Raw genomic sequence first — 16,390 nt, forward strand, 5'->3', positions numbered from 1 at the left:
CCGTATCCAAGTGTTAATCTGTTTTATCCGCAAAAAAACACCTTCATTCAAAATCCCCCAAATTTTCTACCTGATCCGGTATTTGTAGATTTTTTGTTGGGCTGTATTCAAAAAAAAAAGCCTCCCTGAAGGGAGGCTGCACTAATCAAATACCATTAACCATTAAACCTTATCCTATGAAAAATCAAATATAAGATGATAGCGTCTAAACATTAGTTGTATTCGTATATTTTTTTTGGTAAAAATTAAGGTTACTTGATTTATATCAAGTGCGGTTAAGGATAAATACTTACCATCTAAGGGTTATGGCAGAGTTTATAGCACAATAGTATCAAAAAAAAGGGCCAGGATAGAAATCCAGCCCCGTATTAAATCCAATATCCTATGAAAAACCAGAGCTATGACCTTTATAAAAAAGGAAAAGTTGCATGGAGTTCTAAAACTTTGTAAAATCCAAGGTAAGTGGGTAGAACAGAGTTGAGAATGATGAGTGAAGAGTGATGAGTGAGGGTAACTGGGGGGAAGTAACGGTTCACCACTTTCCTTTGAAAGCTTTGCGATAATCTTCAAAAGCTACCTTGCCAAATTTATCCTCGCCAAAATACTTGAGGATCAATTCAAAGTCTTTGGGTTCCAGATATCCAGGTATCGCTTGTGGAATACCGTTATTAGCCGGAATGATCACGGTTGTGGGGTATGAAAGCTGTCCGTTGGTGAGATATAGTGCGATGTCGTTAGTGCGATAGTTGGGATTAAAGTTATATCGTTTACCGTTCCAGGTAAGCTGCTTTTTTGTTTCTGCATCGAGCTTTATGGTGTAGAACTTACGTTGCAGATATTCTGCGACATTTTTATTCGCATAGGTTTTCTTATCCATAACCTTGCACCAGCCGCACCATTCAGTATAGAGGTCGATCAGTACTGGCTTAGGGTTCACACGCAAACTGTCCTCTACCTGGGTTAAGGTAAGCCAGTTCACCTTGCTTACCGTCTCCGGACGCTTTTGAATGGAGCCTTCATGGCTCACTGATCCCGGAACATCGCCAACCAGGGAGTAGTCATTATGGAGTGTTTCAGGCTTCCTGAGTGACAAACCCAACATGAGTATTCCCCCAAATAAAAAGAGCCATTTTAAACTTCGCATAATTACTTTTGTTTGACAGTAAGATAACTCAAATACCATGCATAAAATTGTGTTGGCAATCACGGGCGCCAGTGGCTCGATCTATCCTAAATTGCTCCTGGACCGGTTGTTAACAATGAAAGATCAATGGAGCGATCTTGCCGTAGTAATGACCCAAAACGCCAAATTAGTGTGGAAAACAGAACTAGGGGACCAAGACTATGATAAATATGCTGTTAAATTTTATGAAACGGGCGAGTTTATGGCGCCGTTTGCGTCCGGATCCGGGAAGTTCGATACAATGATCATAGCTCCCTGTTCGATGGGTACGCTCAGCCGGATTGCTACGGGAGTTTCTACAGATCTGATCACCCGTGCGGCGGATGTTATATTGAAAGAAAGACGAAAATTAATCTGCATGATCCGTGATACCCCGTACAACCTGATACATATCCGGAACATGGAAACGGTAACCCTTGCAGGCGGAATTATTTGCCCTGCCACACCTTCTTTCTATAGCAGACCGGCTACTATAGAAGCTGTAGCAGCTACGGTAACGGACAGGATCCTGGACCTCGCAGGCCTCGATATCAAAACGTTCAGGTGGGGTTCGAAAGACTCACTGTAACCGAAACCTGGTACATTCTCCGTTTGATCAGGTGTACGCTATACCGCCAATGACTCATGGAGAATCACCTCAGATCGACCTCTTCTACGCCAGGATATTTCTTTTTATCAAATACAAAAACAGCATCGGCTATCGGCGCTTTTCCATTCAGGCTGTTTACGGTGTAGGTGTATTTGTTGCCATTCTTTTCAAGTACGCGCGTGCTGTATATGCTTTGTGAATTTTTATCGACCATTGCATATACTTTGTGAAAGGCTTTGGTTTTATCTACCGGGGTCAATTCGATTTCCTGGACCGTCCGGGTGCCTATTTTCTTCTCACCATTCAGTTTATAAAGGAAATCTTTATCATAAAAGTTTGTGAACAATTTTTGTGGGGTAATAGAGGTAGACGATGGATCCAGTTGCGAAATGGTTACTTCGTTGGCAGCTTTATCGAAGGTCCAGACGTTTTTTCCATCACAATAAATTTCCTGGCCAGGTATATTGATTTTGTATTTCTGGCCCTTCATCGAAACCGTCCCGGTTTTTGTTCCCTGGACTTTCCCCTTCGCATCTTCAATTTTTAAGGTGAAGTTGGCTAATACCGCTGAATAAGTTTTGAACTTTGTGCTCACGGCATCGAGAATCTTTTTAGCGGCCGGATCGTTGGTTGCAAGCTCTCCCTGGCTAAATCCACTAGAGACAATCATCAGTAAGCCTATAAAAACACTTATTTTTCTCATGCTTGATATTTAATACAAATTTTACGCAATATATGGGGAGATGCTGAAACTACTGATATGGTTGCCTGAAAACGGTAACCGGGGCAATAGCGGACAAACTATGGGATTTTTATAACAATTATCGATTATAAATCTACAATTATCAATTATTGATCTACCCGATATGATCAGCAACAAATCAACTCAACCTGATCAACCCAACTGATCAACCAGGTGGCGTTCAAGGTCTGCTTCCGTTTTGATCAGCACATCCCTTGCCTTTGATCCCTGGCTGGGACCCACAACACCACTCGCTTCCAGCTGATCCATTAACCTCCCTGCACGGTTATAACCCAATTTCATCCTGCGTTGCAACAACGATGTCGAACCAATCTGGCTTTGGACAATCAGGCGTGCCGCGTCTTCAAATAATGCATCCCTGCTACCTATATCAAAATCCTTGCCTTCCATTTCCTTTTCATCCACATATTCGGGTAACAGGAAGGCCTGGGCATAGCCGCGCTGATCTCCGATATAGTCGCACACGCCTTCCACCTCGGGTGTATCTACAAATGCACACTGTAATCGGGTCAGCTCCCCATTGTAGGAAATGAGCATATCACCTTTTCCAATCAGCTGTTCAGCTCCGCCGGTGTCAAGGATGGTCCGGGAATCAACTTTTGAAGAAACCTTGAAAGCGATACGAGCCGGGAAGTTTGCCTTAATGGTACCGGTAATGATATTGACAGAAGGTCGTTGCGTAGCGATGATAAGGTGTATCCCTATAGCCCGGGCAAGCTGAGCGAGACGCGCTATTGGCATTTCTACTTCTTTGCCTGCTGTCATGATCAGGTCAGCAAACTCGTCCACCACCAGTACAATAAACGGGAGAAACTGGTGTCCTTTTTCGGGGTTCAACCTGCGCTTTATAAATTTTTCGTTGTATTCCTTTATGTTTCTTGCACCGGCTTCTTTCAACAGATCATATCTTGTATCCATCTCGATACACAATGCATTAAGGGTATGAACTACTTTTTTTGTGTCAGTGATAATTGCATCTTCCTCTCCGGGCAATTTCGCAAGAAAATGTTTTTCAATGGTACGGTACAAACTCAATTCAACTTTCTTCGGATCTACCAGCACAAATTTTAATTGCGAAGGATGTTTTTTATATAACAATGACACCAGTATCGCATTTAAGCCGACCGACTTACCCTGACCGGTGGCACCGGCCATCAGCAAATGCGGCATAGTGGTCAGGTCAACGATAAAATTATCATTGTCGATTTTTTTGCCGATGGCTATCGGCAAACTGAAATTATTCATCTGGAACTTTTCCGAAGCAAGCAAAGACTTCATACTTACAACAGTCTTCTTCACATTTGGCACTTCGATTCCGATCGTCCCTTTACCAGGGATCGGTGCGATAATTCGGATACCAAGTGCAGCCAGGCTCAACGCAATATCATCTTCAAGATTTTTTATTCGTGAGATCCTAACCCCTGCCGCAGGTACAATTTCATAAAGTGTTACCGTTGGGCCTACGGTTGCGCTGATCTTTTGTATGGAAATATCATAGTTCTTCAGCGTGTTGATGATCTGGTTTTTGTTGGCCTCCAGTTCTGCAGGATCCTGGATGATCTTTTCGCTGCCGTGTGTTTCAAGCAGATCCAGCCCGGGATATTTATAGTCCTTCAAATCAAGCGTAGGCTCGTAGGGAGTAGTATTTTCCGGAAGCTTTTCGGCTATCTCATCGTCAAGGATCAACTTATCCGGCACACTGTTTATTTCAAGCGGAATGTCAGCCACCGGCTTTTTTCCAAACTTATCACCTACCCTGTTCAATATCGGTTCAGGGATGACTGCTTCAGGTAACTCATTTTCTTCTTCTGTGTCGTCTTCCAGGTCTTCTTCGAATGTTTTTGCAGGAGAAGATAACTCATCAGCGAGCGCTTTTTTCTCTATCAACCGTAGATCATGGGCAGGAGTGTTTTCAATTGCAGTAGAATGTGTTTTCCTGTTTTTGGATTTTGGGATATCCTTTTCCGTTAGCTTGTTATCAATACCGGAGATCTCCGCTTCTGCTTCCGGTAGCAAGCCATCAGCCTTAACCTCTTTTTTCTGTTTTTGGAATTCCGGAACCCTGAAAACAGGATTGAACCTCCATATAATATAGGCTATCCCAACCACCAGTAAAAGAGCCGCAGTACCAACCGTTCCAAGGGTAATGGTAAGCCAGTTGCTGATCAGTTTGCCAAACTCGCCGCCCCAGGGAAAAAAACTTCCACTGCTAATAAAAGCAAGTGCAACCGAAAAATAGATAATTCCCACAAGCAGGTATCGGATGTTCCTGCCTATTGAAAATATCTTTTTGGCAAAAACTGCATTTGCCCCGACTACAAAAAATAAGGTGCAGAAAATAAATGACGCCAGTCCAAAGCCGTTATAGAAGAACTGGTGAGCAACATAAGCTCCGAGATTTCCCATCAGGTTTGCTGTTTTAACGCCTCCCGATGGAGCGAGTATGGCAGCACCGCGGAACACCTTGTCCTGGTCAACCTTCCAGGTAAAGAGATAAGAAGCAAAAGCGATAAGTAAAAACAAACCGCATAGCAAAGACACCACACCCAGTATTTTATGGGTTCTCTCATCTCTTGCCAGCTCCTTTACCGTTACCCGCTCTTCTTTCTCCGGCTTTAATTTATTTTTGTCAGCTGTCTGGCTTTTTTTACTTGATTTCGCACGATTTGCCATGTTCACAAATATAAGTAGTTTAGGGTTTGTCAGTGGGTGGCTCTCACATTAACCCTGATATTTGCTTAATCTTTGGTAAGGATATGTACTTAATCCGGGTAGCGGGTTACTGTAGCAGAAAAATCTGTACTTTTCCGTTGGATATACTACCGTAGGTCCATAGCTTATGAGCAACTCCAGATCCCTGCATGATGATTTTACTGTACAACGTATAATCCAACGGATTATTGAGCGCCTCGTGGTATGCATCTTCTTAGCGGGCGTTTATCCCTCCGCTTCCATCGCTCAGGATTCCGTGATTGAAATAAACAGCTTTCGTAATCTCCGTTACATTGACTCATTCGTTAAGTATGAACTCACAGAACCAGGAGTAATTGCAGATCAGCAGATCCCCGCAAAGTTAAGATTCAAAAATTTCCTGCCTGCTGAAGTTGCCAAGAATATGCCGGTAGAATGGATCGAGAAAGAGCTATTCCTGAAATTCATACTGGCCAATGATTCCGACCATCCCCGCACAATCAGTTTCTATCCCGGCACCTACTGCACTGCTGTCAAAATCTTCAAAGCGAATGCTGACTCCGTGGCGTCTGAATTCCGGGTATTGAAAGATTCGGTTCCGCCGGACAAAAATATTGAGGGCTATCACCTGCTTACAATGGAACCACGGGAGAAAGCAGTATTTTTTGCCCGGCTCCGTTTTTTGAGAGCCGCCCACAGTACACTCCTGCCAATGATCCTGAGGGAAGATTACATAGGGAACCACAAGGCAGTTGCTGTCGTCAAGAGGGCAGATCTTGATATAGTTACCTACCTGTCGAGTGGCATGATGCTGATGATGATCATCTACTCGGTGGCAGCCTACATGCAAAATCTTAACAAGGAATATCTATACTATGCGTTGTACGCTTTGTTTACCGGACTCCTGCTTTTTTTTATCTCATTCCTGGGAAACCGATTAAACAGGTTTAATTTTTTTTACATAGAGTATCTGGACCTGATGATACTCTCCGCTTCGGTGTTTTATTACCAGGCTTTCATGCGGACCTTTCTTGATACTAAAAACAATCATGCTTTCCTTGATAAACTGTTCCGGACCTGCCAGGCGTTGAATGTTCTATTGATGATCCTGTTTTCAATTATCTATTTTACAACGGACAAGTATCTTCTCCTTTCGACAATTGAAGCTTTGAGTAAAGTGTTTTTTCTGACCATAGGCATTATTTTCATCAACTATGGTATCCGGAACGATGACCGGCTGATGAAGTACCTGGTTGCGGGAAACATCGCGGTGGTGCTGATGGGAATTATTTCATTGAGTTTGCTGATTACATCTTTTAAGATCACCAGGAATCCGACCCTCAGCCTGTTGAACCGCCCCCTTTTCTATTACGAGATCGGGGTAGTAATTGAACTCATGTTGTTTCTTTCGGGGCTTGCCTTCAAAAACCGTGTAGACATTATCGAAAGGGTAAAAGAAAGGGAAGGTTTAAAATTGATAAATGAGCGACAGGAGTTTGAAAAACAGATGGCCGTAATGGCCGCCCAGCAGGGAGAAAGAGACAGGATATCAGCCGATATGCACGATGAGCTTGGTTCGGGGGTAACCGCTATCCGGCTGATGAGTGAAATTGTAAAGAGTAAGATGAAGACACAATCTCTCCCGGAGATTGAAAAGATCTCTCATTCGGCCAATGAACTATTGAACAAGATGAATACGATCATCTGGACCATGAAAAGTTCCAATGATACGCTTGAATCAATGATTGCCTATATCAGGGCGAATGCTACGGAATATTTTGATGGTACCGCCATTAAATGTGATGTACATACCCCCTCTATCATTCCTGATGTTGAGATGAGCGGAGAAAAAAGAAGAAACATTTTTCTTAGTGTAAAAGAAGCGATGACTAACATTATAAAACATGCGCAGGCAACGGAAGTTTCTATTTCAATTACTACGTACAATGATCAGCTCGTGATAGAAGTGGCAGATAATGGTAAGGGTATGGACATCAGCAATACCAGGCGCTTCGGTAATGGTCTCGCAAATATGCGGCGTAGAATGGAATCCATCAACGGATCACTGACTTTCCAGCAACAGAACGGAACGATTTTGAAATTTGAACTGGGTATAAAGACTGCATAGCTGCAATATCAACGGGCCGTTTTAAGAAAAGCTACTGCCATCAATATCCACCCCGCAATAAGGAACAAACCACCAATAGGGGTTATAATTCCAATTCCCCTTAACCCGACTGTTCCCGTGGCCTGAATCAGCGTAAGTACATACAGCGAGCCTGAGAACAGAATTATACCTGCAATGAATGCATACCCTGCATATGTCATCCAGGAACCAGCGAACTTTTCAAACAATATCGCGACAATGATCAATGCAAAACAGTGATAAAACTGGTACCTGACCCCGGTCTCAAAGGTGGTCACCGTATCAGCAGGTACAATTTTTTTTAACCCATGTGCTCCGAAAGCACCAAGGCCAACAGCCAGCGCGGCCAGCAAACTCCCGGTAATAAGAAATCCTCTATGCATGCAGTATAATTTGGGCGAATTCGGAAACGGTGATATCATTTTCATTGTCCACGATCAGGTCGGCCTGTTCATAATACATACGTCGCTCGTTCATTTTTTTTATGATAAATGCCTTGAGCTCCCCGTCACGGATGCCGCTCAACACCGGCCTGTGACTGCGCTCTTTCAGGAGCCGGTTACCCAGCACATCAATATTTGTATTGAGCCACACAACCAGCCCGTACTTTTTCATGTAATCAATATTGTTGAAGAAACAGGGTGTTCCACCCCCGCAAGACAGTATCATGGAAATATTGTCATCAACCAGGTTTTCCATAATCTCTCTCTCCTTCACCCGAAAATATTCTTCCCCCGATTCCGTGAAGATGTCTGCTATTGAACGTTTTTCAGCTTCAATGATCACTTCGTCGAGATCATAGAAAGGCATGCTGAGCCTTTCTGACAATTGTTTGCCCCAATACGTTTTACCAGAACCCATAAATCCTATCAAAAAAATCCTCATGAGTGTGCGAAGTTAGCGATCTACTTGAATGAGTTAATGCCGGTGATATCCATTCCGGTAATCAGGAGATGAATGTCATGTGTGCCTTCATATGTTATTACTGATTCGATGTTCATCATATGACGCATTACAGAATATTCGCCGGTGATGCCCATGCCGCCAAGCATTTGTCGCGCCTCCCGGGCGATGTTGGCCGCTATTTCACAGCCATTTCTTTTTCCCATGCTTACCTGCTGGGGTGTAGCCTTTCCTTCATTCATCAGAACGCCAAGTCTCCAGTTGAGGAGCTGCGCCTTTGTGATCTCAGTGATCATTTCGGCGAGTTTTTTCTGTTGAAGCTGAAAACCAGCTATAGGACGGTCAAACTGCACTCTTTCCATGCTATACCTGAGCGCAGTATCATAACAGTCCATTGCTGCTCCAAGGGAACCCCAGGCGATCCCAAATCGGGCTTTTGTAAGGCAACTTAACGGACCTTTCAGACCTTTTACATTGGGGAGAAGATTCTCCCTGGGAATCCTGACATTATCAAACACCAGCTCACCTGTGGCGGAAGCACGCAGGCTCCATTTGCCATGTGTAGTGGGGGTACTGAACCCTTCCATGCCTCTTTCCACGATCACTCCCCGGATTTCCCCGGCTTCATTTTTTGCCCATACCACCGCCACCTGGGCAAATGGCGCGTTGCTGATCCACATTTTCGAGCCGTTCAGGATAAAATGATCTCCGTTGTCCTTCAAATTAGACAACATCCCGCCCGGATCCGAGCCATGGTCGGGCTCCGTGAGCCCAAAACAACCCAGCCATTCGCCGCTGGCAAGTTTTGGAAGATATTTTCTGCGCTGTTCTTCGCTGCCGTATTCATAAATGGGGAACATAACCAGCGAGCCCTGTACGGAAGCGGTTGACCGCACCCCGCTATCCCCCCTTTCCAGTTCCTGCATCATTAGTCCATAACTGATGTAATCGAGTCCCCCGCCACCGTATTCTACCGGAATAGTGGGCCCAAAACAACCCATTTCCCCGAGCTGCTTTACAATCTGGCTGGGAAATTCCGCCCTTTGGGCGTAGTCCTCAATAATGGGAGAAATCTCTTTTTTCACGTAATTCCTAACAGATTCCCTGATAAGTATGTGTTCTTCGGTCAACAATTCATCCAACTTGAAATAATCCGGACTGGAAAAAAGATCAGTGCGTGCGGCCATGAAAGAAATTTTAGATAAGCGTAAATTTAGATGATTCCGACGAATGCATAACTCATAACCGGAATTACTGAATTCCGGTGCAACATCGTGAAAATACCTGCGACTCTATTATCAGACAATTAAAATATTAATCATTGGAGCTTGCGGCAACCTACATAAAGGATGAATTGGTAGAGCAGTGTAAGCGCGGTCATGTCCCCGGATTCCAGGCTTTGTACGATAAATACTGTAAAGCAATGTATAATACAAGCCTGCGGATCGTAAATAATACAGATGATGCGGAAGATGTGTTGCAGGAGGCATTTACCGACGCTTTCAGATCGCTGACTGATTTTAATTACAGGTCAACCTTCGGTGCCTGGCTAAAAAGAATCGTAATTAACAAATCGATCAACATTCTCCGGAAACGGAAGTTTGAATTCGTAGATATCGATCACCCGGATGTCTACCTCAAACCCGAAGAAGAGGAGGTTGACGAACAGGAGATCCAGTTCAAGGTCAACGCTGTAAAAAATTCAATCAGACAATTACCAGACGGTTACCGGACGGTAATCACACTATATCTGCTCGAAGGATATGACCATGAGGAGATTGCTGAAATACTGGGAATAACCCATAATACTGTAAGAACCCAGTATGTAAGAGCCAAGCAGAAACTATTGTTTTTACTCAAACAGGGAGGATTATCATGAAAAGAAGTTTAGAAGATTTTATAAGAGAGAACCGGGAAGCATTGGATAGCGAAGAACCCTCACCCGGGCTCTGGAAAAAAGTTGAAAAGGAATTGACGGCCCCGGAAAAAAAAAGCGGAGGTAAAATCACCTCCTTCAGCAAATGGCTCGTCGCTGCTTCAATAGTTGTTGCCATATCTGCCGGAACCTATATGTTGCTTTCCAGGAGCAATGAGCATTCAATCACCGAAACCAGCGCTGGCGACCGGCACCCTAACGAACAAAATACCATTCTTGATGAAATCAACCCCACTTACGCAAAAGAGGTCTATCACTTCACCCAGCTTATTGAACTGAAGCAAAATGAACTGAAACAGATCGGGAAGGATCAACCCGAATTGTACCGGCAGTTTATGGGCGATATAACAACACTGGATAGTGCATACAACCGGCTCAGAAAAGAACTACCGGCAAACCCTAACCGTGAACAATTACTCGAAGCAATGATTCAGAATCTTCAGCTGCAGACGGATCTTCTGAACCAACAGCTCCGCGTCATCAAACAAATTAAACAATCAAAAAATTCTTCAAATGAAAGCAACTCTAAAAGCATATAGTTTTCTCATACTATTTTCCACCTTTGCCCTACACGCCCTCGCCAATGAAAACCCTATCATTGAAAAAAAGAGAACCGTTTCCAAAACTTATGCATTATCGCCCAACGACCTGGTGACCCTTGACAACCGCTTCGGTGAACTCAAGATCTCAACATGGGATAAAAATGAAATCAAAGTCGACATTACCATCACTGCAAAAGGGAACACCGAAGAAAGAGCTGATTATATCCTTGGCAGGATCTCGATTGATGAAGGCAAAAAGAGTAATGGGGTGTTTTTCCGGACTGTACTTGATAACAAAAACGAACGCAAAAACAACAACAAAACTTATAAAGACGAAGGCTTCAATATCAACTATGTTGTGATGATGCCCTCACGTAATCGACTGGACGCTTCAAACGAATTTGGATCAACCGTTATATCGGACTTTGCAGGAGAGATCAGTATTGAATCCAAATTCGGATCGCTTACCACCGGGAAACTTTTGAACCCAAAAGAAATTTCTGTGGAGTTCGGTTCAGCTGATATTGCCGGTATGAGCAATGGCGAGCTTGAAATCAAATTCTCCCGTGCGATTATTGGAAACTTGGATGGAACTGTGAAGGCGAGATTCGAACATTGCAGCGGCGTTCAACTGAACATAGACAACAACCTGAAAGGATTGGTGGTCAAAAATGACTTTACCAACCTTCAGTTAAATGTGACCAAGGGACTTTCCGCCAAATACTCTATCTCTACCAACTTTGGTGATTTCACGAACAAAACGGACTTCGACATCTCCCATCCGAAAGATGACGATGATGACCATGGGCCAAGGTTCAAAAAACAATATTCAGGTAAATCCGGGAACGGCGCAACGGACCTCCGGATAACTGCTGAGTTCAGCAACATCACAGTGGGTCATGGACTGAAGATGGACCTTAAAAAAGATGAGAAGAAGAAAAATGGCAAGGGCGATGTAAGCATCTGAGTGGATGAGCATAATGATGTAAGCATCTAAGTGCAGAAGATATAGCTGTAAAAAGAAATCCGATCAGTATATTGTTTGCAATCTCAAAGAAACAGCAAACGCATACTGATCGGAATTATCTCAAATCCTGGGTGTCTCATGTGACTACCAGGTTTATATCTCATAGGTCGAAACTACATTAACCAGGGCCTGTCGCCATTTCGGTTTTTCATCAGGAATCAAACCGGCATTCATTGAATAAATATTAACCGGTGTATAGTAAGTAATTTTAGAAGTGTACTTTCACTGAATCCCTTTTCATAGTATCCTGTGGCATTGGCCTTCTGTTTGTCGTGTCTCTCTTTTTGCCTGGCAGAGTATCCTGGAATTCATTCGTTAGCGTTGAATAATCTTCATGTACATAGTTGGTGTTCTCACCGAAAGCACCGCTGTAAAATCCAAAAGCTGCAACTGCCAGTCCGCAAGTCATTAATATCTTTTTCATAAATCTCGTTTTATCGTGTTTGTAAAATGTAATTACTTTATCATGGCAATTATCATACGAACACGATTACCGATAACGGATTCTGAATTAAGAGATAATAAAATTGATTGATATTCAGTCTACTACGTAACAATATTAATTATAGCCCTTAAATTTAGTGGGGAATATGACCCACAGAAACACCCATTAGTGGGTAATCGACGAACGATCGCCTGACCGGGTCGCCTTTAAAAGGACTCAGATGTAGTTTTGCATTTCTGCCTGGTACTCTTTTGCTATGATACCGGCTTTAACGGCAAAGTCAGTTTCCTGGGATGCATAGATGATGGCGCGACTTGAATTGACCAACAATCCAACGTCAACATTTTTTGCTTTATGAGAAATGTCAGACAGACTTCCGCCCTGTGCGCCTACACCAGGTACGAGGAAGAAATGTGACGGTATAAGATTCCGGATCCGTTCAAACATTGCAGTTTGTGTTGCACCAACTACAAACATGAGGTTTTCTGATGTGCCCCATGTTGCCGCCAGCCTCATCACCTTTTCAAACAGGTATTCATGATCATACTTGATCATCTCAAAATCCCGCGCCCCTGAATTCGACGTAAGTCCAAGTAAGATCGTCCATTTATTTTTGTATTCGAGAAATGGCTTCACACTGTCCCGCCCCATGTAAGGTGCTACAGTGATCGCATCGAAGTTCATGGTGTCGAAGAAAGCCTTTGCATACTGAGATGCTGTGTTACCGATATCGGCCCGCTTTGCATCAGCTATCCTCAAATGTGTTGACGGAATGTACTTAACTGTTTTTTCCATCGACTGCCATCCCCTCAGTCCATTGGCCTCATAAAAAGCCGTATTGATTTTATAGGCTACACAATGATCAGCTGTCGCATCGATGATGCTTTTGTTAAATTCAAAAACCGGATCAGCGGCAGACAATAGATGAGGCGGGATCTTTGTTTCATCGGTATCCAATCCAACGCATAGGTATGATTGCTTTAGCCTGATTTGTTGTATCAGTTCCGATTTTGTCATGGCGCAAAGATAATCAGCTGTAAGATGATGAAATAAATTTTTTGTCTTCAACGGAGAACCTGGCGAAGGCAATCTGCAAATGTATAGATCTCGTTGAAAGTGTTGTATAACGGAACGGGTGCAATACGGATAACGCCTGGTTCGCGCCAGTCCGCGAATATACCATTTTCGGTTAACCGGTCAAATATCAGTCGGCCTTCCTCCCTGGAGAATATCGAGACCTGGCTCCCGTGCTGCAGGGGATGACGGGGCGTAATGATCGTGATTTTATCCCCCGAACTTTCCCTGGTAATTTCTTGTAACATGAATAGCAGGTAACTGCTCATCAACGCTGATTTTGCAAGTATTCTCCCGAAACCTGCTTCTTCAAATATGTTTAGTGCTGCGTAATGTGAAGCATACAAAAGGATTGAAGGTGTACTCAGCTGCCAACCTTCTGCTGTAGGTATGGGTATAAATCCCTTTTCCATATTGAATCGTGTAGCTTTATCATAGCCCCACCACCCAGCTAAGCGTTTTATCTCCGGATCATGATGATACCGGGAATGTACAAAAACCCCGCCTATCGCCCCGGGTCCGGAATTAAGATATTTGTAGCTGCACCAGCAGGCAAAATCGATCTCCCAGTTGTGTAATTCAAGTGGTACGTTGCCCGCAGCATGTGCCAGGTCGAGACCAATTATTGCACCTGCTTTATGAGTAACTGCGGCCATTGCCTTCATATCAAATAACTGTCCGGTATAATAATTTACACCACCCCATAGAACCAGAGCAAGCTCCTCACGGTTATCATCAACCGCTTTAATAAAGTCCTCATGCCTGATATTGTATTCGCCTTTACGTGCAGATACTTCAATAATGATTTCATGTGGATCGAGTCCGAGATGGATAAGGTGCGTTTCCAGCATATACTGATCGCTGGGAAAGGCTTTTGCTTCACAGATAATTTTGCGTCTTTTTCCTGCAGGCCTGTAAAAGCTCACCATCATCAGGTGGAGGTTCACACTTAACTGGTTCATCACTACCAGTTCTTCCGGTTCGGCACCAACTATTGCGGCGAGGGGCATTGTAAGTTTGTCATGATATTTCAACCATGGATCACTGCCATGAAAAAAACCCTCAACCCCATATTGCTCCCACTGTTTCAAAACTTTTACCAGTTCGTCAGCAGTATTTTTTGGTTGAAGTCCCAGCGAATTTCCAAGAAAGTAGATCTGTTGCCTGCCGTCTCTTTGAGGAATAATAAACCGGCTACGAAAATCTTTCAGCGGATCATTGTCATCCATCTGAATCGCGAAATTATGATCTGTGCGGAAGGCAATGGCCATATGGATGTGTTGAATGTAAGTGTAGTTGGGACAGCAGTATTCACGGTATCCCGCTACACGGTCCCGGTTCTTCCTCCGTCTACAGGAATACTTGTGCCGGTGATATAAGAAGCTGCAGGCGATGCAAGAAAAGTAGCCAGCGCAGCCAGCTCCGCGGGCTCTCCGAATCGTTTCATTGGAATTTCCTTCTTCAGGTTTTCCTTTATTTTTTCTTTGGTAGTGCCACTGTTCTTAGCCATGTTGTCAACCAGAGAACTGAGTCTTGCGGTCTCTGTGAGCCCTGGCAGGATATTGTTTACGGTAACATTAAATTCCCCCACTTCATTGGAAAGTGTTTTCGCCCATGAAGCTACTGCTGCGCGAATGGTGTTGGAAGCCCCCAGGTTTGCCAGCGGTATCCTTACTGATGTGGAAATAATATTGATGATCCTTCCATATTGAAGCTTTTTCATCGCTGGTAGAAAAGCCTGTGCCAGCAGTTGGTTACATACAATGTGCTGTTCAAAAGCACTAACAAAATCTGAAGGATCAACTTCGATGATAGGGCCTGGCTTGGGGCCACCGGTGTTATTGACAAGGATATGTACATTTCCTATAGCCAAGATCTCAGCAATGGCAGACTTTACCTGCGCGATATCCGAAAAGTCAGCAGTCACTGCATGATGTTTCTGATCATCGTATACAGGGAGGGTTGCAAGAACTTCATCCAATGATTTTTTATTTCTTGCGACAAGAATACAGTTTGCTCCTGCAGCTGCAAATGATTCCGCTATGGCCTTCCCGATCCCTTGTGTACTGCCACAGATAACTGCGGTTGTTCCTGTTAATGATATATGCATAGTTGCAGGATAATTTTTTATAAGATTAGAACAAATCCGGATAATCCGAAATAACACCATCCACTCCCATCTTTTGCAATGAGATGATCTTTGACTTCTCGTTCACTGTCCATGGAATGACCTTCATTTTCAAATGCTGACATTCTTCAATTAATCCCGGGGTAACCAATGAATAATGCGGGCTGTATATGTCCGGCGTGAAGCCAAGTTGCTTTATATTTTCGGCTACCGAAGCCATGTTCTCAATCAATGCTGCGAGTTTTATCCCGGGGTATTTTTTATGCATCACCTGTAAGGTGCGAAAATCAAATGACTGAATAATTGACCTGGAAGCAATATTCTTTTGATTTATCACGCCCATGAGCAGATCAACAAACTCGTCCGGAGCCGGATGAAATTTGCCGTCTCCCGAAGGTTTACTTTTTGTTTCGATGTTGTAGCTGACCAGTGACCTGCCCTGGCTGGCCACATATCTTTCTACAGAATCTATTACATCAGCGAGCAAAGGCTTTATCGCTTTTACTTTTTGTTGCCGGGGGAAAGACGGGTTGGGCTTCATCCCTACGTCATACCTGGTTGTCTGCTCATAGCTCATTCTGAAAATTGCAAACGAGTCCTGGTTTGCCTTTGTTATAATTGTTCCATCATCTGCTGTAGTAATTTCATGATTGAAATAAGGTTCATGAGATAAGATAACCTTTTTGTCTGCAGTAATTGCTGCATCCATCTCGAGCGTGGTTACGCCAAGATCGATAGCCTTGATCATAGCAGGAATAGTGTTTTCCGGCATCAGGCCACGACTGCCCCGGTGGCCCTGTTTATCGAAAGAAGCTGGTAATGCCTGGGTTGTCGGTTCAGCGTTAGCAGATGGCTGCCTGCTCGTGTCGCAGGAAAAGGATAGCATAGTGACTGCGGGAACAATTAAAGCCGTTGCGATTTTCTTCATATTATGTGTCGGGTTTTCTTGTCAACGGTGATTAC

General features: G+C 43.7%; 16 protein-coding genes. 5 read left to right on the forward strand and 11 right to left on the reverse strand.

Features of this window, described 5'->3' with window-relative positions; translation table 11 throughout:
* Window positions 1–532: 532 nt before the first annotated feature.
* The gene (locus ACX0G7_RS25515; protein ID WP_458926371.1) at window positions 533–1,144 is read right to left on the reverse strand and encodes a thioredoxin family protein; all 612 of its coding nucleotides are present in this window, start codon (window positions 1,142–1,144) and stop codon (window positions 533–535) included.
* A 37-nt stretch (window positions 1,145–1,181) separates the two neighbouring features.
* On the opposite strand from ACX0G7_RS25515, the gene ACX0G7_RS25520 reads away from it, so the two are divergent.
* Complete coding sequence (locus ACX0G7_RS25520) at window positions 1,182–1,751, forward strand: UbiX family flavin prenyltransferase (RefSeq protein ID WP_458926372.1); 570 nt, start codon at window positions 1,182–1,184, stop codon at window positions 1,749–1,751.
* 64 nt (window positions 1,752–1,815) lie between these two features.
* On the opposite strand, the gene ACX0G7_RS25525 is transcribed toward ACX0G7_RS25520, so the two are convergent.
* Both ACX0G7_RS25525 and ACX0G7_RS25530 read right to left on the reverse strand, forming a co-directional pair.
* Window positions 1,816–2,475 carry a LolA family protein gene (locus ACX0G7_RS25525; protein WP_458926373.1) on the reverse strand — a complete coding sequence of 220 codons (660 nt, stop codon included), beginning with the start codon at window positions 2,473–2,475 and terminating at the stop codon, window positions 1,816–1,818.
* Window positions 2,476–2,667: 192 nt separating this feature from the next.
* Window positions 2,668–5,208 (reverse strand): FtsK/SpoIIIE family DNA translocase, encoded by a 2,541-nt coding sequence (locus tag ACX0G7_RS25530; protein ID WP_458926374.1) that lies wholly within the window; start codon window positions 5,206–5,208, stop codon window positions 2,668–2,670.
* Between the two features lie 166 nt (window positions 5,209–5,374).
* On the opposite strand from ACX0G7_RS25530, the gene ACX0G7_RS25535 reads away from it, so the two are divergent.
* Window positions 5,375–7,354, forward strand: coding sequence for a sensor histidine kinase (locus ACX0G7_RS25535; RefSeq protein ID WP_458926375.1), 1,980 nt, complete (start codon window positions 5,375–5,377; stop codon window positions 7,352–7,354).
* A gap of 8 nt (window positions 7,355–7,362) precedes the next feature.
* On the opposite strand, the gene ACX0G7_RS25540 is transcribed toward ACX0G7_RS25535, so the two are convergent.
* The 3 genes from ACX0G7_RS25540 to ACX0G7_RS25550 are packed head-to-tail and all read right to left on the reverse strand — an operon-like array spanning window position 7,363 to window position 9,462.
* Window positions 7,363–7,755 carry a DUF423 domain-containing protein gene (locus tag ACX0G7_RS25540; RefSeq protein ID WP_458926376.1) on the reverse strand — a complete coding sequence of 131 codons (393 nt, stop codon included), beginning with the start codon at window positions 7,753–7,755 and terminating at the stop codon, window positions 7,363–7,365.
* Window positions 7,748–8,257, reverse strand: a complete 510-nt coding sequence (locus ACX0G7_RS25545) for a shikimate kinase (RefSeq protein WP_458926377.1) — start codon at window positions 8,255–8,257, stop codon at window positions 7,748–7,750. Before ACX0G7_RS25545 ends, ACX0G7_RS25540 begins: the two co-directional genes overlap by 8 nt.
* A 20-nt stretch (window positions 8,258–8,277) precedes the next feature.
* Complete coding sequence (locus ACX0G7_RS25550) at window positions 8,278–9,462, reverse strand: acyl-CoA dehydrogenase family protein (RefSeq protein ID WP_458926378.1); 1,185 nt, start codon at window positions 9,460–9,462, stop codon at window positions 8,278–8,280.
* 134 nt (window positions 9,463–9,596) lie between these two features.
* Between ACX0G7_RS25550 and ACX0G7_RS25555 the strand changes: the two genes are divergently transcribed.
* Genes ACX0G7_RS25555 through ACX0G7_RS25565 form a run of 3 tightly spaced genes read left to right on the forward strand, consistent with a single transcriptional unit; the run spans window position 9,597 to window position 11,720 of the window.
* On the forward strand, window positions 9,597–10,154 hold the full coding sequence (locus ACX0G7_RS25555) for an RNA polymerase sigma factor (RefSeq protein ID WP_458926379.1): 558 nt from the start codon (window positions 9,597–9,599) through the stop codon (window positions 10,152–10,154).
* Window positions 10,151–10,750 (forward strand): hypothetical protein, encoded by a 600-nt coding sequence (locus ACX0G7_RS25560; protein ID WP_458926380.1) that lies wholly within the window; start codon window positions 10,151–10,153, stop codon window positions 10,748–10,750. Before ACX0G7_RS25555 ends, ACX0G7_RS25560 begins: the two co-directional genes overlap by 4 nt.
* Complete coding sequence (locus ACX0G7_RS25565) at window positions 10,725–11,720, forward strand: hypothetical protein (RefSeq protein WP_458926381.1); 996 nt, start codon at window positions 10,725–10,727, stop codon at window positions 11,718–11,720. The genes ACX0G7_RS25560 and ACX0G7_RS25565 overlap by 26 nt, the downstream gene beginning before the upstream one ends.
* Before the next feature lie 268 nt (window positions 11,721–11,988).
* Here ACX0G7_RS25565 and ACX0G7_RS25570 read toward each other — a convergent pair whose 3' ends face one another.
* From ACX0G7_RS25570 to ACX0G7_RS25590, 5 genes are all read right to left on the reverse strand, one after another.
* The gene (locus tag ACX0G7_RS25570) at window positions 11,989–12,204 is read right to left on the reverse strand and encodes a hypothetical protein (protein WP_458926382.1); all 216 of its coding nucleotides are present in this window, start codon (window positions 12,202–12,204) and stop codon (window positions 11,989–11,991) included.
* A 237-nt stretch (window positions 12,205–12,441) separates the two neighbouring features.
* Window positions 12,442–13,242 (reverse strand): orotidine-5'-phosphate decarboxylase, encoded by an 801-nt coding sequence (gene pyrF, locus ACX0G7_RS25575; protein WP_458926383.1) that lies wholly within the window; start codon window positions 13,240–13,242, stop codon window positions 12,442–12,444.
* Window positions 13,243–13,289: 47 nt separating this feature from the next.
* Window positions 13,290–14,570: a kynureninase gene (kynU, locus tag ACX0G7_RS25580; RefSeq protein ID WP_458926384.1), complete on the reverse strand. Its 1,281-nt coding sequence runs from the start codon at window positions 14,568–14,570 to the stop codon at window positions 13,290–13,292.
* A 53-nt stretch (window positions 14,571–14,623) separates the two neighbouring features.
* Window positions 14,624–15,409, reverse strand: coding sequence for an SDR family oxidoreductase (locus tag ACX0G7_RS25585; protein WP_458926385.1), 786 nt, complete (start codon window positions 15,407–15,409; stop codon window positions 14,624–14,626).
* Between the two features lie 25 nt (window positions 15,410–15,434).
* Complete coding sequence (locus ACX0G7_RS25590) at window positions 15,435–16,355, reverse strand: glycerophosphodiester phosphodiesterase family protein (protein WP_458926386.1); 921 nt, start codon at window positions 16,353–16,355, stop codon at window positions 15,435–15,437.
* Window positions 16,356–16,390 lie beyond the last annotated feature (35 nt).

It is taken from the genome of Flavitalea antarctica (genome assembly GCF_054461535.1).